This is a genomic window from Amycolatopsis sp. NPDC114478 (genome assembly GCF_055633805.1).
The window spans coordinates 68996-92915 of record NZ_JBVKDO010000008.1 but is presented as its reverse complement, the minus strand read 5'-3'; the positions used below and the strand labels follow the sequence as shown (position 1 = coordinate 92915).

General features: G+C 73.3%; 19 protein-coding genes. 12 read left to right on the top strand and 7 right to left on the bottom strand.

Annotation, left to right across the window (positions count from 1 at the left end):
• The first annotated feature begins 11 nt into the window (after positions 1-11).
• A complete protein-coding gene (locus ACZ7OH_RS23255) occupies positions 12-389 on the top strand; it encodes a hypothetical protein (protein ID WP_470282675.1) in 378 nt (125 codons plus the stop codon).
• Here ACZ7OH_RS23255 and crcB read toward each other — a convergent pair.
• The 3 genes from crcB to ACZ7OH_RS23240 are packed head-to-tail and all read right to left on the bottom strand — an operon-like array spanning position 386 to position 1481.
• Positions 386-760 (bottom strand): fluoride efflux transporter CrcB, encoded by a 375-nt coding sequence (gene crcB, locus ACZ7OH_RS23250; RefSeq protein ID WP_470282674.1) that lies wholly within the window; start codon positions 758-760, stop codon positions 386-388. The two genes, ACZ7OH_RS23255 and crcB, sit on opposite strands and share 4 nt — an antisense overlap.
• Positions 757-1089 carry a DUF190 domain-containing protein gene (locus tag ACZ7OH_RS23245; RefSeq protein WP_470282673.1) on the bottom strand — a complete coding sequence of 111 codons (333 nt, stop codon included), beginning with the start codon at positions 1087-1089 and terminating at the stop codon, positions 757-759. Before ACZ7OH_RS23245 ends, crcB begins: the two co-directional genes overlap by 4 nt.
• A complete protein-coding gene (locus ACZ7OH_RS23240) occupies positions 1089-1481 on the bottom strand; it encodes a fluoride efflux transporter FluC (protein ID WP_470282672.1) in 393 nt (130 codons plus the stop codon). Before ACZ7OH_RS23240 ends, ACZ7OH_RS23245 begins: the two co-directional genes overlap by 1 nt.
• Before the next feature lie 151 nt (positions 1482-1632).
• Here ACZ7OH_RS23240 and ACZ7OH_RS23235 point away from each other — a divergent pair, with 151 nt between their 5' ends.
• Genes ACZ7OH_RS23235 through ACZ7OH_RS23220 form a run of 4 tightly spaced genes read left to right on the top strand, consistent with a single transcriptional unit; the run spans position 1633 to position 7725 of the window.
• On the top strand, positions 1633-3411 hold the full coding sequence (locus ACZ7OH_RS23235) for a pyridoxal phosphate-dependent decarboxylase family protein (RefSeq protein WP_470282671.1): 1779 nt from the start codon (positions 1633-1635) through the stop codon (positions 3409-3411).
• Positions 3408-4685: a lysine N(6)-hydroxylase/L-ornithine N(5)-oxygenase family protein gene (locus tag ACZ7OH_RS23230; protein ID WP_470282670.1), complete on the top strand. Its 1278-nt coding sequence runs from the start codon at positions 3408-3410 to the stop codon at positions 4683-4685. Before ACZ7OH_RS23235 ends, ACZ7OH_RS23230 begins: the two co-directional genes overlap by 4 nt.
• A complete protein-coding gene (locus ACZ7OH_RS23225) occupies positions 4682-6421 on the top strand; it encodes an IucA/IucC family protein (protein WP_470282669.1) in 1740 nt (579 codons plus the stop codon). The genes ACZ7OH_RS23230 and ACZ7OH_RS23225 overlap by 4 nt, the downstream gene beginning before the upstream one ends.
• Positions 6418-7725 (top strand): type I glutamate--ammonia ligase, encoded by a 1308-nt coding sequence (locus ACZ7OH_RS23220; RefSeq protein WP_470282883.1) that lies wholly within the window; start codon positions 6418-6420, stop codon positions 7723-7725. The genes ACZ7OH_RS23225 and ACZ7OH_RS23220 overlap by 4 nt, the downstream gene beginning before the upstream one ends.
• A 4-nt stretch (positions 7726-7729) precedes the next feature.
• Here ACZ7OH_RS23220 and ACZ7OH_RS23215 read toward each other — a convergent pair whose 3' ends face one another.
• The gene (locus ACZ7OH_RS23215; protein WP_470282668.1) at positions 7730-9118 is read right to left on the bottom strand and encodes an FAD-binding oxidoreductase; all 1389 of its coding nucleotides are present in this window, start codon (positions 9116-9118) and stop codon (positions 7730-7732) included.
• 79 nt (positions 9119-9197) lie between these two features.
• Positions 9198-12191, bottom strand: coding sequence for an ATP-binding protein (locus ACZ7OH_RS23210; RefSeq protein ID WP_470282667.1), 2994 nt, complete (start codon positions 12189-12191; stop codon positions 9198-9200).
• A 90-nt stretch (positions 12192-12281) separates the two neighbouring features.
• Between ACZ7OH_RS23210 and sthA the strand changes: the two genes are divergently transcribed.
• From sthA to ACZ7OH_RS23175, 7 genes are all read left to right on the top strand, one after another.
• Positions 12282-13694 (top strand): Si-specific NAD(P)(+) transhydrogenase, encoded by a 1413-nt coding sequence (gene sthA / locus ACZ7OH_RS23205; RefSeq protein ID WP_400889883.1) that lies wholly within the window; start codon positions 12282-12284, stop codon positions 13692-13694.
• A gap of 89 nt (positions 13695-13783) precedes the next feature.
• On the top strand, positions 13784-15682 hold the full coding sequence (locus tag ACZ7OH_RS23200; RefSeq protein ID WP_470282666.1) for an intein-containing Rv2578c family radical SAM protein: 1899 nt from the start codon (positions 13784-13786) through the stop codon (positions 15680-15682).
• Positions 15683-16005: 323 nt separating this feature from the next.
• Positions 16006-16608, top strand: coding sequence for an organomercurial lyase (gene merB / locus ACZ7OH_RS23195; RefSeq protein WP_470282665.1), 603 nt, complete (start codon positions 16006-16008; stop codon positions 16606-16608).
• A gap of 101 nt (positions 16609-16709) precedes the next feature.
• Positions 16710-18485: an aspartate--tRNA ligase gene (aspS, locus tag ACZ7OH_RS23190; RefSeq protein WP_470282664.1), complete on the top strand. Its 1776-nt coding sequence runs from the start codon at positions 16710-16712 to the stop codon at positions 18483-18485.
• Positions 18485-19003 (top strand): DUF389 domain-containing protein, encoded by a 519-nt coding sequence (locus ACZ7OH_RS23185; protein ID WP_470282663.1) that lies wholly within the window; start codon positions 18485-18487, stop codon positions 19001-19003. The genes aspS and ACZ7OH_RS23185 overlap by 1 nt, the downstream gene beginning before the upstream one ends.
• A 77-nt stretch (positions 19004-19080) precedes the next feature.
• Entirely contained in the window at positions 19081-20265 is a 1185-nt protein-coding gene (locus ACZ7OH_RS23180; protein ID WP_470282662.1) for a phosphotransferase, read from the top strand.
• A 761-nt stretch (positions 20266-21026) separates the two neighbouring features.
• Positions 21027-21932 (top strand): SGNH/GDSL hydrolase family protein, encoded by a 906-nt coding sequence (locus ACZ7OH_RS23175; RefSeq protein ID WP_470282661.1) that lies wholly within the window; start codon positions 21027-21029, stop codon positions 21930-21932.
• On the opposite strand, the gene ACZ7OH_RS23170 is transcribed toward ACZ7OH_RS23175, so the two are convergent.
• A complete protein-coding gene (locus ACZ7OH_RS23170) occupies positions 21904-22632 on the bottom strand; it encodes a metallophosphoesterase family protein (protein WP_470282660.1) in 729 nt (242 codons plus the stop codon). The two genes, ACZ7OH_RS23175 and ACZ7OH_RS23170, sit on opposite strands and share 29 nt — an antisense overlap.
• 62 nt (positions 22633-22694) lie before the next feature.
• Positions 22695-23918, bottom strand: a complete 1224-nt coding sequence (locus tag ACZ7OH_RS23165) for a cytochrome P450 (RefSeq protein ID WP_470282659.1) — start codon at positions 23916-23918, stop codon at positions 22695-22697.
• Positions 23919-23920: the final 2 nt, after the last annotated feature.

Sequence of the window (23920 nt, the reverse complement as noted above, 5' to 3'; positions counted from 1 at the left end):
GAGGAGGACGGGTGAGACGGAAGACGCCGCAGGAGAAGAAGCGGCTCAGCTACCTCAAGGACCGGCGCGACGCGTACGGCGAGAACGACAAGTCGTCACGCAAGAACCTGGCGCGCAGCAAGGCGTTCGCGCGGCGCACCAGTCGGGCACGGGAAAGCTCGGCGCTGCGGGCGGCGACCGGCAACCCGGACGAGGTCCGCGCCGAAGCGGCCGAGCTGCGGTTGCTGGGGAAGCGCCGCAAGGTGAAGCGCAAGTGGCCGGACATCCCGCTCGTCGAGTACGTGGAGTGGAAGGTCGAACGCCGCGCCGAGAGGGAAGGCGGCCGGGCCGGGCGGCTGGAGGAGGCCCTCGGCCGGGTGCAGCGGCGGCTCGGACGGCCGGACCGCTAGGCGAAGACCGCGGTCGCGAGGAGCAACCCGAGTGCGCCCGAAGCCAAGCCCGCGATCACCGTCACCAGGACGTTCAGCACCGCGTACAGCCGCGTCTTCTCCAGGAACAGCCGGACGGTCTCGTAGCCGAACGTCGAGAACGTCGTGAGGCCGCCGCAGAAGCCCACCGCCACCAGCGCGCGCACCGACGACGGCTCCGCGCCGTGCAGGAGCCAGCCGCTCAGGAAGCCCAGGATGAACGATCCCACGACGTTCACCGTCAGCGTCCCGAACGGGAACGGCGAGTCGCGCCACGCCTGGACCCGCCGGTCGGTCAGGTAGCGCAGGATCGACCCCGCCGCCCCGCCGATGGCCACCAGGACCGGCGTCACTCCGTCCGCCCCACGTAGCGGACCACCTCGACCTGGTCGAGCGTCACCAGGCCCTCGCCAATCAGCTCGTCCAGCTGCGGCAGGAACGCGCGCAGCTTCTCCTCGCGGTCGATGATCACGATGACCACCGGCAGGTCCTCCGACAGCGAGAGGATCCGCGTCGTGTGGATCAGCGACGACGCGCCGTAGCCTTCGACGCCGCGGAGCACCGAGGCGCCCGCGCGTCCCGCGTCGCGGGCCCGGCGGACGATCTCGTGGTAGAGCGGCTTGTGGTGCCAGTGGTCGTCTTCGCCGATGTAGATCGTCAGGCGCGTCGCGGGGCCTTCCATCAGCGTCCCTTCCGGATCGCGCGGGTCGCCGTCAGGCCGGCGGTCACCGCCGCGAGGCAGAACACCACCGACGCCAGCACGTAGGCGAGCGAAGCCAGTATCCGCCCGGTCGTCGCCGCGTCGAGGGTGTCGGTCACGAACGTGGAGAACGTCGTGAAGCCGCCGAGGATCCCGACGCCGAGGAACGGCCGGAGCAGGTGGTGGGGGCGCGCGGTGGTGGTCAGCAGCGCCATCAGGACGCCGATGAGCAGGCAGCCGAGGACGTTGGTGAGCAGGGTCGCGACGGCGAACTCGCCGCGGGCGTGCGGGAGCGCCACGGAGAGGCCGTAGCGGGCGAGGCTGCCCAGCGCGCCACCGGCGCCGATGGCCGCCAGGACGTCCCACCGGGGCACGTGATCACCTCCTCGCGGTGAACCTACTCCCGATGGCCGACGCGTCCCCGCCACCCGGTCGAGCATCCTGGACGGGGCCGGATGACAGGCAGCCGTCGGTCGCCGTACTGTTGCTCAGCGTAGGCAAGGCAACCCTAAGGAAGGCGGGTACATGCGCGGAGACGGGCTGGCCGGGGGCGACGGCGGCGCGCAACGGCTCGGCGAGCTGATCCCGGCGGCACTGCGCGGAATGGCGGCGGGAGTCGCGGAACGCGGCGGCCCCATCCCGGCCGGCGGCCCGGCCGCGGTAGCGGCGGCGCTGGTCGCGGAGGGTGGCGAGCTGGCCGCCGGCCGCGCGGGATCGGAGACGCCCGCCGAGCGCGGGCGCCGGGAACCTGAGGCCGCAGCCGCGCAGGCTGGTGCCGCGGGGCGAGCCACCGCCGAGCCCGACGGCCGGAACTCCGCCGAGGCGGCATCGACGCAGGCCGCGGGGTCCGGCCCGGCCTTGGCCGCCGCGCTTGTTTCCGAGCGGGCGCCCACGGTGCGAGGCGCCGGATCCTCACTCCACTCGGCCGCCGAGCGCGGAGGCCCGAACCCCGCTGATGCCGCACCGGCAGCCGAGCGCGGCGACCGGAAGCCGACCGGCGGCCCGGTCGCGACCCGAAGCGCCGAGTCCGCACCACTTCCACCCGCACTTCCCCGCCACGGCGTCGGCGCCGAAGCCGCTCTCGAGGAGCTGAGCCGGCTGCTCGCCGCCGGGTCAGCGGATCCCGCCGACCCCTCCTGCGCCGCCCACCTGCACTGCCCGCCCCTCGCCGTGGCCGTGGCCGCCGATGTCGTCGCCAGCGCGCTCAACCCCTCCATGGACTCCTGGGACCAGGCCCCCGTCGCGAGCGAGCTCGAACGCGAGTTCACCACCGGGATCGCCCGGTTGTGCTACCCCGCCGCCGAAACCCCGGACGCCGTCGTGACCACCGGTGGCACCGAATCCAACCTGCTCGGCCTCCTCTTGGCGCGCGAAAACGGCATTCTCCAAAGCGTCTGCGGCGCCAACGCCCACCACAGCGTCGCCCGCGCCGCCTGGCTGCTCGGCCTGCCCGCACCGATCGTCGTCCCCTGCGAAGGCGACCGCATGCTTCCCGCCACCCTCGCGGAGGTCGCCGGGCCGGGGACCGTCGTCGTCGCGACCGCCGGGACCACCAACACCGGGACGCTCGACCCGCTGCCCGAAATCGCCGAAATCTGCCGCCGTAACAAATCCCGGCTGCACGTCGACGCGGCCTACGGCGGCACCGCCCTGTGCAGCGACGCGCTCAAGCACAAGCTCGCCGGGCTCGAACTCGCCGACTCCGTCGCCCTCGACCTGCACAAGTTCGGCTGGCAGCCGGTCGCCGCCGGGCTCTTCGCCGCCCGCGAAGCCGCGGACCTCGCCGCCCTCACCGTCCGGGCCGAGTACCTCAACGCCGACGACGACACCGAGGCCGGCCTGCCGGACCTGCTCGGCCGCTCGATCCGGACCTCGCGCCGGCCCGACGCGTTCCGGATGGCCGTCACCTTGCGCGCGCTCGGCACCGACGGCCTCGGCGCGCTCGTCGAACGCTGCTGCGCCACCGCGACCGAGGTCGCCGAGCGGGTCGAGCGGCACCCCGGCCTCCGCCTCTGGGGCCGGCCCGAGCTGTCGACCGTCGTGCTGCGGCCCGTCGCCGCCGACGAGACCGGGGACGACGAGCTCGTCGCCCGCGTCCGCCGCGCGCTCCTGGAAGCGGGCACCGCCGTCATCGGCCGGGCCGCGCTGCCGACCGGCCCCGGCGGCGAAAACCAGCTGTGGCTCAAGCTGACCCTGCTGCACCCGCACACCACCGCCGAGGACTACCGCCCGCTGCTCGACCGGATCGTCGCCACGGCGTCGGCCGAGCTCGTCGCCCGCCGGGAAAGCCCGGTCGCTTCGTGAGGCGCCACCACCTCGCGGGCATCGGCATCGGGCCGTTCAACCTCTCGCTCGCGGCGCTGGCCGCCCCGGTCGCCGGCCTGGACACGGTGTTCTTCGACGCCCGCCCCGGGTTCCGCTGGCACCCGGGGCTGCTCGTCGACGGCGCGACGCTGCAGGTGCCCTTCCTCGCCGACCTGGTGACGCTGGTCGACCCGACCAGCCCGTTCTCCTTCCTCAACTACCTGCGCGACCGCGGCCGCCTGCTGCCGTTCTACTTCGCCGAGCGGTTCCACATGCCGCGCGTCGAGTACGACGACTACGGCCGGTGGGCCGCGGCCCGGCTGCCGTCGTGCCGGTTCGGCCACGAGGTCACCGGCATCCGCTGGGCGGGCGACGCCTTCGAGCTGACGATCACCGGGGCCGAGCCGGTGCTGGCGGACAACGTCGTGCTCGGCGTCGGGTCGGTGCCGTCGGTGCCGGCGCCCCTGAAGGATCTCGTCGACGATCCGGCCGTCCTCGCGCTGCACTCGGCCGACTACCTGACGCACCGGCAAGAACTCCTCGCCGCCGACAGCGTCACCGTGGTCGGCTCCGGGCAGTCGGGTGCCGAAGTGGTCCTCGACCTGCTGCGCTCACGGTCCACTGTGGACGGCGTGCGCTGGCTCGCGCGGACCCCAGCGTTCGCGCCGATGGAGTACTCGAAGCTCGGGCTGGAGCAGTTCACCCCGGACTACACCGCGTACTTCCACGGCCTGCCCGAAGCGGTCCGCGACCGCCTCCTGCCTGCGCAATGGCAGCTGTACAAGGGCATCGACACCGAGACGATCGGCGCGATCCACGACGAGCTGTACCGCCGCAGCATCGCCGGGCCCCCGGGCGCGGTGCTCACGCCCGGCGTCGAAGTCGTCTCGGCATCCCTTGTGGACGGAGGGGTCGAACTGGGCCTCCGGCACGCGCAGCAGGGCCGCGACGCCGCCCTGCGCACCGCCGCCGTCGTCGCCGCGACCGGCTACGCCGAGACGCCGATCGGGCCGCTGCTGGCCGGGCTCGGCGACGCTGTCCACCGCGACGCGCGCGGCCGCCTGGTGGTCGGCGCCGACTACCGCGTCGCCCTCGACGTGCCCGGCGCGCTGTTCGTGCAGAACGCGGAACGGCACACCCACGGCCCCGGCGCGCCCGACCTCGGCCTCGGCGCCTGGCGCGCGGCCGTGATCCTCAACGCCGTGTGCGGCAAGACCGTGCACGACCTGCCCGACCGCACCGCCTTCACCACGTTCGGCCTGGAGGAGAAGTGACCCTCGACGAAGCGGCCGCCTGGCGCGCGGCCGGTGCCCTGATCGTGCACAAGATGCTCGGCGAGCTGTCCTACGAGCACCTGCTGGAGCCGGTCGGGGACGGCAGCTCCTGGCGGCTGGAGCTGCCGGACGACGTCGTCTACACGTTCCAGGCGCGCCGCGGCGCCTTCGACGCGTGGACGGTCGTCCCGGGCAGTGCGTACCGCTCCGGCGAGCCGGCCACCGACCCGCGCACGCTCGTCGTCGACGCGCGGGAGGTCCTGGGGCTCAGCGGGTTGCGGCTGGCCGACGTCCTGGCCGAGCTGACGGCGACGGTTGCCAACGAGGCCGCCCGCCTGCGCCGCGCGCCGACCGCGGCCGATTTGTCTACAATGGACTACAACGTGGCCGACGGGCATCTGGCCGGGCATCCCCGGCTGGTGCTCAACAAGGGCCGCGTCGGGTTCTCCGCCCGCGACCGCGCGAGCTACGCCCCGGAGGCGGGCGCCGACGTCCGGCTGCGCTGGTTCGCCGTCCACCCCGCCCACGCCGAGTTCCGCTGCGTCGACGAGCTGAGCCGGGACGCGCTGCTCGACGCCGAGCTCGGCGCGCAGCGCGCGGAGTTCGCCGCGCGGGCGCCCGAGGACTACGTCTGGGTGCCGGTCCACCCTTGGCAGGCCGACGAGATCCTCGGCACGCTCTACGCCGCCGAACTCGCCACCGGGGTGATGGTCGACCTGGGCGAGAGCGCGGACGCCTACCGTCCACACCAGACGGTCCGGACCCTGGCCAACGTGAGCGCGCCGGGCCGGCACGACGTCAAGACCGCCGTGTCGGTGCGGAACACGCTCGTCTACCGCGGGCTGAACTCGGCGGCGACGCTCGCCGGGCCGTCGGTGACGTCGTGGTTGCGCCGGATCAGCGCCGCCGACCCGCTGGTCAGCGAGAAGTACCGGTTCGGGCTGCTCGGCGAGGTCGCGAGCGTGTCCGTGCGACACCCGCTGTTCGGGCACCTGGACGAGCTGCCCTACCGGTTCCACGAGACGCTGGGTGCGTTGTGGCGCGAGCCGCTGGTCGCGCAGCTGGCCGGGGGCGAGCGCGCGATTTCCTTCGCGGCGCTGCCTTATCGCGGCCCCGACGGCGTTTCGATGCTGGCGCACCTGATCGGCGGCGGTGACGCGGAAGCGTGGCTGACGCGGCTGTTCGACCTGCTGCTCACGCCGTTGCTGCAGTGGCTGCTGCGCCACGGCGTCGGGTTCTGCCCGCACGGCCAGAACCTCGTCCTGGTCGTCGACGCCGCCGGCGTCCCGCAACGGGTGCTGATCAAGGACTTCGCCCAGGGCGTCGACCTGCTCGACGAGCGGCTCGAGAGCTACGAGTCGCTCCCGCCCGAAGCGGCCGCCGACATGCTGCGCTGGCCCGCGCACCTGCTGGCCCAGTCGCTGTTCAGCTCGGTGTTCTCCGGGCAGTTCCGGTTCTGGGCGGAGGTCCTGCTCGACGAGCTCGGCCTGCCGCGGGCGCGGTTCTGGGCGCCGGTGCGGGAGGTCGTCGGCCGCTACCGCGACGAGAACCCGGACGTCGCCGCGCGGTTCGACGCGTGCCGGCTGTTCGCGCCGGACGTCGAGCGCGTCACGCTCAACCGGGAGCACTTCGCCGGCCAGGGCTTCGACAAGGTGGAGCGCGACGACGAGTTCGACGTCCGCTGGGGGCGGGTGCCGAACCCGCTGCACGCCCCGGAGCCCGGCGGCGCGTGGTGACGCCGTTCGCGCGCCCGGCCGGCCCGCGGTCGCTGGCCACCCGGCGCGCGGTCGCCGAGGCGGGCACGGAGGTGCTGCGCGGTGTCCTCGAGGAGGACGGCGCCCGGCTGCTCCTGCTGGTGCCGGACCCGCACGCGCGGTTCGCCGCGGTCGAACTGGCCGCGCCGTTCGCCGCTTCGGTGCTCGACGACGGGTACGGCATCTGCAGCTACGTCTTCGCGTGGACGCCGTCGCGCGATCCGCTGCCGGAGTCCGGCGTGCTCGGCGGGTACCTCGACGGCTTCGGCGACCTGCGCGTGCGCCCGGACGCGGCGACCGCGGTCCCGCTGGGCGACCGGACGTGGGCGGTGGTGTGCGACGCCGAGTGGCCGTCCGGTCAGGTCGCGGAACTGGCCCCGCGCGAGGTACTGCGCGGCCAGCTCGCGGCGCTGGAAGGCCTGGGACTGGTGCCGTCGGTGGGCATCGAGCACGAGGTGGTGTTCCTCGACGCCGCCGGCTCGCCCCTGACATCCCACGGGGTCGACTACGCGCTCGGCGGCACCGAACGCCTGGCGCCGCTGCTTTCCGACGTGCGGACGGCGGTGCACGACGCCGGGCTCGGCGTCGAGTCGGCGCGCGCGGAGTGCCACCCGGGGCAGTACGAGGTGGTGCTGCGCCACCGCGACGCCTTGGCCGCGTGCGACGACGTGCTGCTGCAGCAGCTGCTCGTGCGCCGGGCCGCCGCCCGCCACGACGTCACGGCGTCCTATCTCGCCGCCCCCTTTCCCGGGCAGGGGAACTCGGGCCACGTGCACCTGTCGTTGTCTACTGTGGACGGGTCGCCGCCGGACCTGCTGGGCGGGTTCCTGGCGGGTGTCCTGCGCGACGCGCGGGCGTTGACGGCGGTGTGGGCGCCGACGTGGAACAGCTACGTCCGGCTGCGGACGGCGCCGTTCTCGCCGCGCGAGGTGCGCTGGGGCCACGACGACCGGACGGCCTCGGTGCGGGTGGCCGGGCCGCCGTCGGATCCGCGGCTGGAGTTCCGCTTCGCGGGCGCCGACGCCCAGCCGCACCTGGTCGTCGCGGCGTTGCTGGCGGCCGGGCGGTTCGGGCTGGAGGAAGGGTTGACGCCGCCGGAGCCGGGGGTCGTCTCGGACTCGCTGGCGGGCTCGCCGTGGGAGGCGCTGTCGTCGATGGACCGGGTGGGGGAGCTGCTGGGCCCGGACGTCGCGGCGCAGCTGACGGCGCTGCTCACCGAAGAGATCGAGTCCGGGCTGGACACGGTCACCGGCTGGCAGCGCCGCCGCGGCGCCCTGCGCTCCTGACCCGTTACGCCGGGCGGATGTTCTGGTTGACGTGGAAGACGTTGTCCGGGTCGTACCGCCGCTTCACCGCCGCCAGCCGGTCGTAGTTCGCGCCGTACGACGCCTTCACCCGGTCCTGGCCCTCCTCCATCATGAAGTTGACGTACGCCCCGCCCGCCGACGTCGGGTGCAGCTCCTCCCAGTACGCCCGCGTCCACTGCGAAATCGCCGCGGCCTTCTCCGGCGACGGATCCACCCCGACGATCACGCCCGACCAGCCGCCCGACCGGTGCGGGAACGCCGTCGCGTCCGGCGCCACCCGGCTCGCCGCGCCGTCGATCGGGTACAGGTGCATCGACGAGTGCATCGTCGGCAGCTTTTCGCCGTACTTGACGTGGATGTCGATCGCCGCGTCGGAGATCTCGTGGAACACGTCCGCGCGCCAGTACCACTGCAGCCCGGCCGGGTACAGCGCGTCGAACGCTCCCTGCAACGCCGTGTACGGCATGTCCTGCAGCCCCACCAGCAGTGGCGACCCGAACGAGCGGACCGGCGCCAGGACCTCGTCGGCCTTGTCGTGCGCGCCCGTGTAGCACCAGACGATGCCGCACGCCTTGCGGCCCCACAGCTCCTCCGGGAACGGCGGCGCCGGCGGGATCGTGATCAGCCCGAACCAGCCGTTGAGCTCCTCCGGCAGCGACGGCAGCAGCTCGCGGTACCAGCGCAGCACGTCGGGCGTGTCGGCCAGGTCGTAGAGCACCGGGCCGCCGATCACGACGCCGCGCTCGCCGATGTCGTGGCAGCGGAAGGTGAACGACGTGACGACGCCGAAGTTGCCGCCCCCGCCGCGCAGGGCCCAGAACAGGTCCTCGTGCGAAGACTCCGAAGCGTGCACGAACGAGCCGTCCGCGAGCACGACGTCCGCGCCGAGCAGGTTGTCGACCGTCAGGCCGAAGCGGCGGGCGAGGTAGCCGATGCCGCCGCCGAGCGTCAGGCCCGCGACACCGGTCGAGGAGACGATGCCCGACGGCGTCGCCATCCCGAACGCGACCGTCGCGTGGTCGACGTCGCCCCACGTGCACCCCGCGTCGGCGCGGACGGTGTGGTCGACCGGGTCCACCGTCGTGCTGCGCAGCCCGGACAGGTCGATGACCAGGGCGCCGTCGGCGACGCCGAGGCCGCCCGCGTTGTGGCCGCCGCCGCGCACGGCCAGGTCCAGGCCCTGTTCGCGCCCGTAGCGGACGCAGGTGACGACGTCGGCGGCGTCGCGGCAGTAGGCGATCGCCGCCGGCCGCTTGTCGATCATGGCGTTGTAGACCGCGCGGGCTTCGTCGTAGCCCGGGTCGGCCGGCGTGATGAGGTCGCCGCGCAGCGCGGTGGCCAGTTCCTCGTGCGGCAGTGCGGTGGTGGTCATGGTGCCCCTCTCGGATTTCCCGGTTCGAGGCGAACGTAGGCACCCGGCGTTCGCGCAGCGTTCGGTCCGTTCGCGCCGGTCAGGACGGGAGCCGAACGCCCAGGTCCGCCTCCGCCCGCCGGCGCAGGGCGACGCTGCCCTGGACGCGGGCCAGCTCGGCGGCCGCCCGCAGGCGGGGGACCGGATCGGCGTCGTGCGCCGCCCGCAGCCGCAGCACCTCCGGCAGCCACCAGCGGTCGTCGCGGGCCTCCCCGGCGGCGAGGGCGGCGTCGAGCGTCGCCCGGGCCGCGGCCGGGTCCGTCAGCTCGGCGACCAGCGTCAGCCAGTACGGCATCCGGGCGAACGACCCCTCGGCCTTGAGGTTCGCGACGCCCTCCTGCGCCGCGGCCAGCCCGGCCGCGCCGCCGCGGGCCCAGCCGCCCAGCACCAGCGCCCACTCGCGGTAGTAGGCGAAGCCGTACCGGTCGCACAGCGCGTGCAGCTCCGAAACGGTCGCCCACAGGGCCGGCCGGTCGCGGCGCATCTGGTGGGTGATCCCGGCGTACGCGAGCGCGATGGCCAGGCTGTACGGCTGTTCGATCCGGCGGGCCAGCGCGATCGCGTCGGCACTGCTCGCCACGGCCGCGTCGTCGTGGCCGAGCAGCCAGTGGGCGTGCGCGGCCCAGGCCGGCCCGTGCACGTCCGGCCGGGTGCCGATCGGCCACGACGACGCCCCGCGCGTGCGCTCTGCGCCCAGCTCGAAGTGCCGCAGCGCTTCGGCCGGGTCGTGCCCGAGGGTCAGCGAGGAGCCCGCGACGATGAAGTGCGCCGAGCCGCCCTGCTCGGCGCTGGTGCCGGGGACGAGCAACGTGAGGGCCCGCTCGGCGGCTTGGTGCGCTTCCGCCGTCCGGCCTTGGACGAACCGCGACGACCACAGTTCCAGCAGCGCGGTAAGCGCCGATTCCTTGCCGCCCGAGGACTCCGCGAGCGCTAGTGACCGTTCCAGGACGTGCTGCAGCTCGAGGGAGGAGTAGCCGTGGTGGGCGTTGAGCGGCCCGGCGAGCGCTTCGAGGACGTCGAGCTCGGCGCGGTCGCGGTTGCCGCTCGCCGGGCGTGCGCGGACCAGGTCGAGGGCCTCCTTCAGCAGCCGGATCGCCTCGGCGTGGGCGAACGTCCGGGCGGCGACGGCGGCGGCGCGCCGGTAGTGCTCGACGGCGCGGTCGGGGCGTCCGCCGCGGGCGTACTGCTCGGCCAGCTGCGCCGCCACGGCGTCGGGGTCCTCGGCGTGCAGCAGCTCCAGGCCCTGGGCCAGCCGCCGGTGCAGGAGCCACCGCCGCGGCGGGCTGACCTGCTGGTAGGCGGCCTCGCGCAGGAGGTCGTGGGTGAAGTCGTAGCCGCCGCCGACCTCGCGCACGATCCGGCGCCGCCACAGCTCGTCGACGGCCTCGACGACGGTGTCGGCGTCGAGGTCGCTCGCCTCGGTGAGCAGCTCGAGGGTGAAGTCCCGGCCGGCCGCGGCGGCGAGCCCGGCGACTTCGCGGGCTGCCGGGCCGGGTTGTTCGAGGCGGGCCCGCAGCACGCCGTCCAGGCGCCCGGACGGCGGGGAAGCGTTGGTGCGCAACGCTTCCACGACGTAGAGCGGGAACCCGCCGGTGGCCGCGTGCAGCAGCGTGCGGTCCGACGCGGACAACGGGCGCCCGGCCACCGCTTCGCCGAGCTGCGCGGTGCCGTCGGCGTCGAACGGGCGCAGCGGCAGCTCGGTCAGCTTGCCGTCGTCGCGCAGCCGGCCGGTCCAGGCGGCCACGCCGGGGTCGAGGTCGCCGTCGCGCAGGGTTCCCGCGACCAGCAGCGGCGCGTCCGGCAGGAGGCCGAGGCAGAAGGCGAGGAACGCGCCCGTCTCCTCGTCGCACCACTGCGCGTTGTCGAGCACCAGCAGGACGGGCCGGCCGCCGGCGGTGAGCGCGCGGGCGAGCCCTTCGAAGAACCGCAGGCGCTGCCACGCGTCGACCGTCGGGTGGCCGCCCCCGGCCGGGCGCGCGGCCGGCCGCAGCCGGTCGACTTCGGCGCGCCACCCCGGGTCGAGGGCCGCGGCCGCCCGCTGCACCGCGGGGGTGCGCAGCCAGTCGGCCACCGGCGCCAGCGGGAGCCGGCCGGCCGAGCCGAAGCAGCGCCCGGTGGCCACGACGGCGCCTTCCGCGCGCGCCAGCCCGGCGAGCTCGGTGACGAGCCGCGTCTTGCCGACCCCGGCGTCGCCGCGCACGAGGACGATCCCGGCCCGGCCCGCGGCGGCCGCGTGCCACCGCCGGCCGAGCCGGGCCAGCTCGGCCGTCCGGCCGACGAGCCCGGTGGCCGCGGCCCGCCGGACCTCGGGGCCGGGCCGGGCGAGCAGCCGGCGCAGCGCCGCGCGGGTCGGCTCGGCCGGGACGACGCCGAGCTCGCGTTCGAGGACCGACGCGCACCGGTGGTACGTGCTCACCGCGCCCGCGCGGTCGCCGGCGTCGGCCTGCAGACCCATCAGCGTCCGGTAGCCGGTCTCTTCGAGCGGGCGCAGGCGGATCCGGCGGCGGGCCGCGGCGAGCGCGGCGGCCGGGTCGCCCGCGGGGGTCCGGCAGATGAGGTCGCACAGCTCGACGCACTGGCGGTCGAGCTCGGCGCGGGCCGCCAGGACCCAGTCGTCGGCCAGGCCGGGCAGCAGCTCGCCGCGGTAGGCCGCGAGCGCGGCCTGGGCGTGGGCGACGGCTTCGCCGGGGTCTTCGGCGGCCAGCGCGGCCCGGCGGGCGACGTCGAACTCCCGCACGTCCACCCGGCTCGACGGCGTGTCCCGCCAGCACAGGTCCCGCCCGGTGACGGCGAGCGAGGGCAGGTCGCCGAGGACGCGGCGCAGCTGGTGCAGCTCGCGGCGGAGGTTGGTCAGCGCCTGCGCGTCGGTGGAGTCCGGCCAGAACAGCCCGGCCAGCAGGCGGCGCGGCTGGGCCAGCCCGGCGTGCACGACGAGGTGGGCCACGAGCGCGACCGAGCGCGGCGACCGCGTCAGCACGGTGCCGGTGGCGTCGTCGGCGATCACCTGCTCGCCCAGCAGCGAGACGCGCAGCACCCGGTCACGCTAACCCGGAAACCGACCCGCGCGCGGATCTTCACCGGCCGGGGGTTGCGCCGGGGCGTCCGGGTGCGCAGGCTCGACACCGTGAGCGAGCACGAGTACGACCTCATCGTCATCGGTTCGGGCCCCGGCGGCCAGAAGGCCGCGATCGCCGCGGCGAAGCTGGGCAAGCGGGTGGCGGTCGTGGACCGGCACGACATGGTCGGCGGGGTGTGCGTCAACACCGGCACGATCCCGTCCAAGACGCTGCGCGAAGCGGTGCTCTACCTGACGGGCATGAACCAGCGCGAGCTCTACGGCGCCAGCTACCGCGTCAAGCAGGACATCACGATCGCCGACCTGCTGGCGCGCACGCAGCACGTCGTCGGGCGCGAGGTCCAGGTCGTACGGGCGCAGCTGCTGCGCAACCACGTCGACCTGATCCCCGGCACCGGCTCGTTCGCCGACCCGCACACGGTGGTCGTCGAGAGCAAGCACCCCGGCGACCGCCGGACGCTGAGCGCGGACTACGTCGTGATCGCCACCGGCACCCGCCCGGCGCGCCCGCCCCAGGTGGACTTCGACGCCGCGCGCGTGCTCGACTCCGACGAGATCCTGCGGCTCGAGCAGATCCCGTCGTCGCTGGTCGTGGTGGGCGCCGGGGTGATCGGGATCGAGTACGCGTCGATGTTCGCCGCGCTCGGCTCGCGCGTCACGGTGGTCGAGCAGCGCGACCAGATGCTCGACTTCTGCGACCCGGAGATCGTGGAGTCGCTGAAGTTCCAGCTGCGCGACCTCGGTGTGACGTTCCGCTTCGGCGAGAAGGTCGCGGACGTGGCGGTGTCCGACGACGCGACGATCACGACGCTGGTCAGCGGCAAGCGCATCCCGGCCGACGGCGTCATGTACTCCGCGGGCCGCCAGGGCATGACCGGCGAGCTTGCGCTGGAGGCGGCGGGCCTGCAGGCGGACGAGCGCGGCCGGCTCGTGGTCGACGAGCACTACCGCACCGAGGTCCCGCACGTGTACGCGGTCGGCGACGTGATCGGCTTCCCGGCCCTGGCGGCGACGTCGATGGACCAGGGCCGGCTGGCGGCGTACCACGCGTTCGGCGAACCGGCGAACGGCCTGGGCGCGCTGCAGCCGATCGGCATCTACACGATCCCGGAGATCTCGTACGTCGGCTCGACGGAGGCCCAGCTGACGTCGTCGTCGGTGCCGTACGAGGTCGGCATCGCGCGTTACCGCGAGCTGGCCCGCGGCCAGATCACCGGCGACAGCTACGGCATGCTGAAGCTCCTGGTGTCCACCAAGGACCGGAAACTGCTCGGGGTGCACGTGTTCGGCACGGGCGCGACGGACCTGGTCCACATCGGACAGGCGGTGATGGGCTGCGGCGGCACGGTCGACTACCTGGTCGACGCGGTGTTCAACTACCCGACGCTGTCGGAGGCGTACAAGGTGGCCGCTCTGGACGCGACCAACAAGATCCGGGCGCTGGACCGCTTCTCGTCCTGAACCGCCCCAGCAGCCACACCCGCACCACGCCGATTCGCCTGCGGCGAACCGGTTTGACACTCGACTAGAACATATGTTCGACTGGCGCTGTGCGATGGGATCGGCAGCGAGCGGGGGAGGGTGAGCCGGCACTGCCCGGGCTGGAGGGCCTGGTGCGGTCCGTGCGGTCACCGGAGTTCGACGGCGTCACCTTTCACGAGGTGCACGCGCGCTCGGTGCTGAACAAGGTCCCTTCGGGCTCCGGCGTCCCCTTCAACTGGACCGTGAACCCGTACCGCGGCTGTTCGCACGCCTGCACGTACTGCCTCGAAGGCGGCACGAAGATCCTGCTGGCCGACGGCCGCACGCGGGCGCTGTCCGAGCTGAAGGTCGGCGACGAGATCTACGGCACCCGCGGCCACGGTGCGTCCCGGCGGCTGGTGCCGACCCGGGTCGAAGCGCACTGGACGACCCTGCGCGCCGCCTACCGCGTGACGCTCGAAGACGGCACCCGGCTGGTCGCCGGCGGCGACCACCGGTTCCTCACGAGCAAGGGCTGGAAGCACGTCACCGGCAGCAAGTTCGGCGCCGCGCAACGGCCGCACCTGGAACCCGGCACCGAGCTGATCGGCGTCGGCCGGTTCGAGCCGACGCCGGACGAGACGCTCGGGTACCGGGCCGGCTACCTGTGCGGGATGCTGCGCTCCGGCGGGTTCGCCGCGGAGGCGGACGCGGCCACACGCGCCCTCGGGTACCTGCCCGACTTCGGCGCGTCCGTCGGGTTCCTCCAGGTGCCGCCGGACCCGGACGCGCACTGGCAGCGCGGGTTCCTCGCCGGCGTCTTCGACCTCGCGGGCGACTACGGCCGCGGCGTCCTCGCCGTGGCGCACGACGAACCCGAGATCGTCGAGGCGTTCGCCGCCGCGCTGACCCGGTTCGGCTTCGCGCACCAGATCGACGAAGTGCCGAAGTTCCCCGCGCGGCAGGAAGTCCGGCTGCTCGGCGGGACCGCGGAGGTGCTGCGGTTCCTGCACGTGGGCAACCCGGCGGTGGCGTGGAAGCGGTCGCTGGACGGCGCGGTCATCGGCGCGAGCCGCCGCCGCGTCGAGGCGATCGAGCCGCTGGGCCTGCAGCTGCCGCTGTTCGACATCACCACCGGCACCGGCGACTTCATCGCCGACGGCATGGTGTCCCACAACTGCTTCGCCCGGAACACCCACACGTACCTGGAGTTCGACGCCGGCCACGACTTCGACACGCAGGTCGTCGTGAAGGTCAACGCGCCGGAGGTGCTCGCGGCCCAGCTGAAACGGCCGTCGTGGCGGCGCGAGCCGGTGGCGATGGGCACGAACACCGACCCGTACCAGCGCGCGGAGGGCCGCTACCGGCTGATGCCGGGGATCATCACGGCCCTGGCCCGATCGGGGACGCCGCTGTCGGTGCTGACGAAGGGCACGGTGCTCGCGCGCGACCTGCCACTGCTGCAGGAGGTGGCCCACGACGTGCCGGTGTCGCTCGCGGTCTCGCTGGCGTTGCTGGACGGCGAGCTGCAGCACCGCCTCGAACCGGGTACGCCGAGCCCCCGGGCGCGGCTGGAGCTGATCCGCAAGGCCCGCGACGCGGGGTTGCCGTGCTCGGTGCTGGTGGCCCCGGTGCTGCCGTGGCTGACGGATTCGGCCGAGGCGCTCGACGCGCTGTTCGCCAAGCTGGCCGAAGCGGGCGCGACGAGCGCGACGGTGATCCCGCTGCACCTCCGCCCGGGTGCGCGCGAGTGGTTCGGCCGCTGGCTGGCGGGGACGTATCCGGAGCTGGTGCCGAGGTACCGCGAGTTGTACGCGCGGGGGAGCTACGTGCAGAAGGCGTACCGGGAGAGGCTGGGCGAGCGGGTGGCGCCGCTGCTCCGGCGGCACGGGCTGATGAGAAGGCCCGGCGAGGATTCGCGGGGGATCGAGGCGGTGCCCGAGTCGCGGATCGAGGTGCCGGCGGCGGAGCAGCTGCGGTTGCTGTGAGCTGGGGTGTGCTGAGGCCGCGGGTCGCGGTGGCGGAACAGCTCCGGCCGCGCCGACGATCCGGACCGCCCCTCCGCCGCGGCCGTGCTGTCCTTTGTGGACATCCGCCCCCGCCGGTCCGTGATCATCCGCCGGGCCGCCGTGTGGGTGAAGCCGTCACCCCAATCGCCTCCTGGACCGGTCGAACTGCGCCGTTCGCCGTAGTCCTCACCCGATTGCGCGGCCGAGTCGGCGGCTTGCGGAAAAATGTCCGATCGTGTCGTTGTCGCTCCGCCTCGCCGACGCCTAACGTCGAAGGGATCGATGCGGAAGGGAGAGCGGCGATGACGACCTCGCAGACCGACCGGGTCGCGGCCGCCCGGCTCGCGTGGGCCGCCCTGAAGCTGACCCGGGCCGGGCGTCACCCCGTCGGCGTCGAACGGCTCGCCGCGACCGTCGGCGTCGCCCCCCTCGAAGCGCGCCGGCTCGTCGAGCTCATCGGCTTCACCCTCCACCGCGACCTCGTCAGCACCGGCCCCGCGCCCCGCGGCGCCCACCACCGCCTCGCCCCGGCCGAAGGCACCCTCGGCGCCGGCCCCGACGGCACCGTCGACATGTTCCTGCTGGCCATCGCCACCGGCGAGCGCGTGCACGCGGCCGCGACCTGCCCGGTCACCGGCACCCGCATCCGGATCGACCTCACCGCGCACGGGATCGTGCAGGCCGACCCGCCGTCGGCCGTCGTCGCCGCGGTCGACCTGGGCTTCGGCCTCGAACACGTCGACGCGGTGGCCTGCGCGGGCCAGCCGTTCTTCGCCTCCGCCTCGGCGGCCGCGAGCTGGCTGGTCGCCCACCCCGGCGGCCGCGTCTACCAGGTCGCCGCCTACCTCGCCCAAGCCCACCGGCTGGTGGCGGCACTGGAGACCCGGCCGAAGTTCGTGCTCTGACCACCACGCAAGCGCAAGCCAAGCCTGCCGACGTCGTACGCTGGGTTGTTCGTTAGCCTTCCAGGACAGCGATAACCCCAGGTCGAAGGAGAGCAGTCGCAGTGCTCCGCACTCACAACGCCGGCACCCTGCGTGCCGGGCAGGCCGGACAGACCGTCACCCTCACCGGATGGGTGGCCCGGCGGCGCGATCACGGCGGCGTCATCTTCATCGACCTCCGCGACGCCAGCGGCGTCGCCCAGGTCGTATTCCGCGAAGGCGAGATGGCCGAGCGCGCGCACGCCCTGCGTTCCGAGTTCTGTGTGAAGATCGTCGGCGAGGTCGCGAAGCGCCCCGAGGGCAACGCGAACGCCGAGATCCCCACCGGCGAGATCGAGGTCCTCGCGACCCAGCTCGAGGTCCTCTCCGAAGCCGCGCCGCTGCCGTTCCCGATCGACGACCGCGTCGACGTCGGCGAAGAGGTCCGCCTCAAGCACCGCTACCTCGACCTGCGCCGCAGCGGCCCGGCCGCGGCCATGCGCCTGCGCAGCGAGGTCAGCCGCGCCGCGCGCGAGGTGCTGCACAACCAGGACTTCGTCGAGATCGAGACCCCGACGCTGACCCGCTCGACGCCCGAAGGCGCGCGCGACTTCCTGGTGCCCGCGCGGCTCAAGCCCGGTTCCTGGTACGCGCTGCCGCAGTCGCCGCAGCTGTTCAAGCAGCTGCTCATGGTCGGCGGCATGGAGCGGTACTACCAGATCGCCCGCTGCTACCGCGACGAAGACTTCCGCGCCGACCGCCAGCCCGAGTTCACCCAGCTCGACATCGAGATGAGCTTCGTCGAGCAGGACGACGTCATCAAGCTCGGCGAGGACATCGTCTCCGCGCTGTGGAAGCTGATCGGGCACGAGATCCCGCGGCCCATCCCGCGCATCACCTACCACGAGGCGATGGCCAAGTACGGCTCGGACAAGCCGGACCTGCGCTTCGACCTCGAGATCACCGACATGACGGAGTTCTTCGCCGACACGCCGTTCCGCGTGTTCCAGGCGCCGTACGTCGGCGCGGTCGTCATGGCCGGCGGCGCCGACCAGCCGCGCCGCCAGCTCGACGCGTGGCAGGAGTGGGCGAAGCAGCGCGGCGCGCGGGGCCTCGCGTACATCCTCGTCAACGAGGACGGCACCCTGGGCGGCCCGGTCGCGAAGAACCTGTCCGAGACCGAGCGCGAGAACGTCGCCGCCGCGGCGGGCGCCAAGCCGGGCGACTGCATCTTCTTCTCCGCGGGCAAGGCGTCGAGCACGCAGCCGCTGCTGGGCGCCGCGCGCGACGAGATCGGCAAGCGGCTCGGCCTGATCGACGAGAACGCCTGGTCGTTCGTGTGGGTCGTCGACGCGCCGCTGTTCGCGCCGGTCGAGGACATCGGCGACGACGTCGCCGTCGGCGCCGGCAAGTGGACCGCCGTGCACCACGCGTTCACGTCGCCGACCCCCGAGTGGATCGACAAGTTCGAGCAGGACCCGGGCAACGCGCTGGCCTACGCCTACGACATCGTCTGCAACGGCAACGAGATCGGCGGCGGCTCGATCCGTATCCACCGCGGCGACGTCCAGAAGCGCGTCTTCGCGCTGATGGGCCTCGGCGAGGAGGAGGCGCAGGAGAAGTTCGGCTTCCTGCTCGACGCCTTCGCCTTCGGCCCGCCGCCGCACGGCGGCATCGCGTTCGGCTGGGACCGCATCGTCATGCTGCTGGCCAAGGCCGACTCGCTGCGGGACGTGATCGCGTTCCCGAAGACGGGCGGCGGCTACGACCCGCTGACCGCGGCGCCGGCGCCGATCACGCCGCAGCAGCGCAAGGAAGCCGGCATCGACGCGAAGCCCGCCGCGCCCCCGCAGAACTAGTGCTGCACCTGACGGCCGTGTGCCCGCCGGAGCCCACCGCGCAAGCGCTGGACGTCCTGCGGGCCCACGCCGGGACGGCACACCTGGTCGCGCACCGCGGCGTCGCCGTGGAACCGCCGGGTGACCGCGGGAACCTCCTGCGCCGGGCGAGCGCGGCGCTGGGCGTCGGCTTCCCGCTGGCGATGGTCGTGACGCTGGGCGGCGCGCTGCTCGTGCGCGCGACCGGCGTCTTCGGCGAGGAGGCGTTCCAGCTGGAGCGGAACCACGACGTCGACTTCGTCTTTTCCGTCGGCGTGCCGTCCCTGGTCGTCGCGATGCTCGCCGGTGTCGCCGGGATGCTCGCCATGACGTCGGCGAAGTCGGCCGCGGTCGCGGGGCAGTGGAGCCGGTGCCTCCAGTCGGCCGGCCAGCTGCTCGTCAACCTTCTCGGAATCGTTGCAGCAGCGGCCATTGTGTTGACTCTGCGCCGGAATGGGCAACGTTCACGGGTGGGAACGCGTCCGCTTTCACGGGGATGACCGGTCCGGACGGGAGGCGACTTCTTGTCCGGATGTCAGTAGTCATGGTTGCTCAGTCACGAGTAGGGTCGGTGACAATGACAGTCGACACCTCCTCCTCCGGCGACGCTGGGGTCGGGGCAGGAGCCGAGCAGCTCGCCGTCGCCGCGGCGGTCGCGGCGGGCGAGTCCGTTCTTTCGCGCCGGTTCGGCAGTGCGATCACGCTGGTCGCGCCCGAGGACCTCGCGGGGAGCGGGCCGGCCACGGTGGTCCGGGCACGCGTGGTGTCGTCGTCCTTCGCGCTGCCGCGCACGCTGGTCATCAAGCACTACCCGGACCAGCCGGCCTCGGGCGCCGACCCGTTCGCCCAGGAGGCGGTCAGCTACCAGCTGTTCACCGCGCTGGCGCCGGACGAGCGGATGTGCCCGGAGCTGCTGGCCCACGACGGCCGCGACCGCGTGCTGGTGCTGGAGGACCTCGGCCGCACGCCGACGCTGGAGGACAAGCTCTACGCCCGCGACTCCCGCGCGGCCGAGCGCGCGCTGCTGTCGTGGGCGCGGTCGCTGGGCCGGCTGCACGCGAGCACGGCGGGGCGCGAGGCGGACTTCAACGCGCTGCTGCGGCGCCTGGGCGGCCCGGCGAAGAACGACGGTCGCGGTGACGACGAGCTGTGCGCGAGGGTGCCGGCGGTGATCCAGGAGCGCCTCGGCATCCCGGCGCCGGACGAGGTGCTGACGCAGGTGGCGGACGCGCTCGAGCAGTCGCGGTCGGCGGGGTTCCGCGCGTTCAGCCCGGTGGAGCTGAGCCCGGACAACAACCTGGTGACGGGCGAGAGCGTGCGGTTCCTGGACTTCGAGTACGGCTGCGTCCGGTCGGCCCTGGTCGACGCGGCGCACCTGAGGCTGCCGTTCGCGAGCTGGCCGGACGCGCTGGCCCTGCCGGCGGGCATGAGCGAAGCGATGGTCGCGGGGTGGCGCGCGGAGGTGGTGGGGGTGTGGCCCACCTTCGCCGACGACGACGTGCTGGCCTCGCATTTGACGACCAGCGAGCTGCTGCGGGTGTGGCTGATCACGGGCGAGGAGCTGGGATCGCTGGACCTGTCCCGGCACGCGGCCCCGCTGAGCCGCGAGGCGGCCCTGGTGACGTGGTGGCGCGACTTGGCCAAGCACGCGGGGTACGTGCGGATGACGGCGGTATCGGAGTTCGCGGCCCGGGTGGCGGCGGCGTTGGCGGCGCGGTTGGGACCGCACGCGGATTTGGCGTTCTACCCGGCTTTCCGCTGAGGCGGACGCGGTTGTCCACAGGGCGTCGAGATGTTCGCCTTATGTGATCATCGGTCACTCTTTGTTCGGCTGCCCGGCGACTGGGGTTGCCGCTCGTTCCCAGTAGTCGGGCCGCGAGGAGCTGCGTTTCGCGTCTCGGCCGCTGGAGCCTCGGTCCCCTCCCGGGCGGGAACCTCGCTGGAGAGGACCACCGGAGGGGTGCGAGCGGGTTCCCGGTCAACCTGAATCGCCAGGCCGAACCAGCGACCGACGTGCGTATCGATCTTGATCCGCCGAAGGGATCTGCGGGCGTCGAGCTTGACGAGGAGGAGACATACCAGGCCAAGCCCGAAGAGCGCCGGAACGACCACCGCCAGCGCGAGCCACACCCCTGCCGACATCGATCCACCTCTCCTTGAGAGCAAAATCCACGCCCGAAGAGGCCTGAAAAGCGTCTCGTCACGATCCGCCTCAGTCAATTGGGAAAACCGCGTAGTGTCCCGCTCGGGGACCGCGTAGTGATTTCGGCGGGAGTACGTACTTCCTGCCTGCAGTTCGGTACGTGCAGCCCGCGGAAGTACGTGACACCCCCGCCCTGCCTCCCTGCGCTGAGTGCGTCAGGCGCGCCGGTGGCCCTCTCGGCCGGTGGTCGGCGCGTCGTGTCCTCGCTGCCGTTGCCTCGAACAGGACATTTCCGGCCCACGTGAGGTGAGCGTCAAGAATTAGGCGCTCCGTCCCAGGCGCGTTACCTCGTCCTCACCGGGTGTGAGTCTCCGTGGCCGATGGTCGGGGGCGTGACCGTGATCAGTGTCGAAGTCACTCCCGAACCTCACCGGCCCGCCCGTCCCGCGCTTGCGGCCGTGCCGGCCGCCGTGCCGGCCGTCGTATCGGCGACCGTGCCGGCGACTGCGACCGCCACCGTCCCCAAGCACGCCCAACGGCTTGTCGTGCTTGGGGACTCCACCGCCGTCGGGCTCGGGGATCCGCTGCCCAAACGGGGTGGCTGGCGGGGCGTCGGCCCGCTCGTCGCCGCCGCGCTGGGGGTCGGTCCCGGTGGCTACCTCAACCCCGCCTTCACCGGCGCGCGGATGCGGTGCGTGCTCACCGAACAAGTCCCCGCCGCCGTCGCGCACCGGCCTGATGTCGCGCTGCTCGTCGCCGGCATGAACGACACCCTGCGGCCGGACTTCGACGCCGCCCGGATCGCCGCCGACCTCACCGAGGTCATCCACCGGCTCCGCGCGGTGAACACCACCGTCGTCCCCGTCCGGTTCCACGACCACAGCAAGGTCTTCCGCCTGCCGCCGTCGCTCAAGCGCGCCCTCAGCGCCCGCGTCGCCGAGCTGAACGCCGCCATCGACGAGGTCGTCGCCCGCGAAGGCGTCCCCTGCCTCGACCTCGACCGCCTCCCCGGCGCCTACGACCTCACCGTCTGGAGCGTCGACCGGCTGCACCCCTCGGAACTCGGCCACCGCCTCCTCGCCGACGGCTTCACCGCCCTGCTCGCCGAAGCCGGCTTCGCCGTGCCCGAGCCGGTGAGCCTCACCTGCGGCGGCGGGGTCGAGCCGAGCGCCGCGGGGCACGTGGGGTGGCTGGTGCTCAAGGGAATCCCGTGGCTCTGGCGCCGCGGCCGCGAGTTCCTGCCCTACGCCGCGGTCATCATGTGGAACTCGTTCCGCGCCCGCTGAACACGCGCAACGCTTCGGCGTCCGAAGCCGGGTTGCGGACGAAGTAGTCCACCCACTCCTCGATGCCGGGATAACCCGACCGCGCGATCAGGAAGCGACACGCCTCCTCGACGTCGTAAACCGTCCGCCGCAGCCGGACGCCGTCGCCGAGCAACGCCCAGTGCGCACCACGGGCGCCGTACGGCATCCCGACGCTGCCGGGGTTGACCACCAGCCGCCGGTCGGCGAGCCGGACGAACGGCATGTGCGTGTGTCCGCAGACGACGATGTCCTCCGTGACGCCGTCGAGGACTTCCGCCCAGCGCTCCAGCGGGCTGTCGACGAGCACGATTTCCGTGTCGTCGCGCGGGGTCGCGTGGCAGAACAGCACGCCGTCGAGCGACACCGTCAGCGGCAGCGCGTCGAGCACCGGCAGGTCCGCGGGACGCAGCTGCCGCGCGGCCCACGGGAAGATCGGGTCCGGCACGAACTTCCCGGTCCCGCGCGCCGACGCCGCCAGCTCGCGGTCGGCGTTGCCGCGCACCCACACCGCCCGGGAGCCCAGCGAACGGAGCCGGTCCAGGGTCTCCGCCGGCATCGGGCCGGCCAGCATGTCGCCGAGCAGCACGATCTTGTCCGCCGCCACGACGTCCGGCTCGGCCAGCACCGCCTCCAACGCCGGGAGCACGCCGTGGATGTCCGCCAGCACCGCCACCGTCATCGCCCCACCTTCGGACACGGCAAGCGCCCCGGGCGAGGGATTTCGCCCAGGGCGCAACCGGTTCACGCGGTGGTGAGCGGCAGCTCCCGCACCCCGGTCATGTTCGGGTTGACCTGGAACTTCGGCGGCTCACCCGGGATCGTGCGCAGCGCGGGGTAGCGGTCGAACAGGATGTTCAGCGCCACCCGGCCTTCGAGCCGCGCGAGCGGCGCCCCGATGCAGAAGTGGATCCCGCGGCCGAACGCGAGGTGCGGGTTGGGGTCCCGCAGCGGGTTGAACGTGTCCGGGTCGGTGAACACGCGGTCGTCGCGGTTGGCCGCCGCGACCCAGACCATCAGCATCTGGTCCGCCGGCACCGTCGTCCCGCCCAGCTCGACCTCGCGGTTCGTCGCGCGGGCCACCGCCGCGAACGGCGACAGGTACCGCAGCGACTCCTCGATCACCGGCGGCACCAGCGACCGGTCGGCACGCACGCGCTCGTCCCACTCCGGGTGCGTGTCCAGGCACAGCACCGCGTTGCCGAGCAGCATCGTGGTGGTGATGTGCCCGGCCAGCAGCAGGACGTTGGCGAAGTTGACGACCTCGTTGCGGGTCAGCTTCTCGCCGTCGAGCTCGGCTTCGACGAGCTTCGTCAGCAGGTCCTCCCGGGGCTGCTTCCGCCGTTCGTCGACGTGCCCGCCGAGGTACTCGACGAGCGCCTTCTGCCCCTCGAGGGACTTCTTGACCGCCTCCTGCCGCCCCTCGGTCTGGTCCTTCAGCGAGAACTGCTCCGAGGAGCTGAACAGCTTGTCCACCCAGCCCTTGAACAGGTGCCGGTCGCTCGCGGGGACCCCCAGCAGCTCCGCGATGACGATCACCGGCAACGGGTAGGCCAGGTCCTCGACCAGTTCCAGCCGGCCGGCGGACCCCGCCGCGTCGAGCATCTCGTTCGTCACCGCGGCGATGCGCGGCTCCAGGTCCGCGACGACCTTCGGCGTGAACGCACGGCTGACCAGCTTGCGCATCTTGTTGTGCAGCGGCGGGTCCAGCTGCAGCAGGTTGCCCGCCTGCATCTCCTCGAAGTCGACGTCGGGGTCGACGTCGGCCATCATCTCTTTCGGCACCAGCCGGGTGGTGTCCGAGGAGTACGTCGCCGGGTCGCGGAGCACCTCTTCGGCCTCCGGGTGCCCGTAGACGTTCCAGAACCCGAGGTCGGCGGCGTGGTGCACCCGCTCCTCCGGCTGCTTCCCCCGCAGCCAGAACTGGGCTTCGTGGAGTCCCCAGGTGTCCGCTTGTGTGGTGGTCATGT

Bases quoted from the DNA above. Each gene is read 5' to 3' on its own strand.
- ACZ7OH_RS23245 (WP_470282673.1), bottom strand. From the start codon at position 1,089: ATGGAAGGCCCCGCGACGCGCCTGACGATCTACATCGGCGAAGACGAC.
- ACZ7OH_RS23235 (WP_470282671.1), top strand. From the start codon at position 1,633: ATGCGCGGAGACGGGCTGGCCGGGGGCGACGGCGGCGCGCAACGGCTC.
- ACZ7OH_RS23215 (WP_470282668.1), bottom strand. From the start codon at position 9,118: ATGACCACCACCGCACTGCCGCACGAGGAACTGGCCACCGCGCTGCGC.
- merB (WP_470282665.1), top strand. From the start codon at position 16,006: ATGACGACCTCGCAGACCGACCGGGTCGCGGCCGCCCGGCTCGCGTGG.
- ACZ7OH_RS23180 (WP_470282662.1), top strand. From the start codon at position 19,081: ATGACAGTCGACACCTCCTCCTCCGGCGACGCTGGGGTCGGGGCAGGA.
- ACZ7OH_RS23175 (WP_470282661.1), top strand. From the start codon at position 21,027: ATGGTCGGGGGCGTGACCGTGATCAGTGTCGAAGTCACTCCCGAACCT.
- ACZ7OH_RS23170 (WP_470282660.1), bottom strand. From the start codon at position 22,632: ATGACGGTGGCGGTGCTGGCGGACATCCACGGCGTGCTCCCGGCGTTG.
- ACZ7OH_RS23165 (WP_470282659.1), bottom strand. From the start codon at position 23,918: ATGACCACCACACAAGCGGACACCTGGGGACTCCACGAAGCCCAGTTC.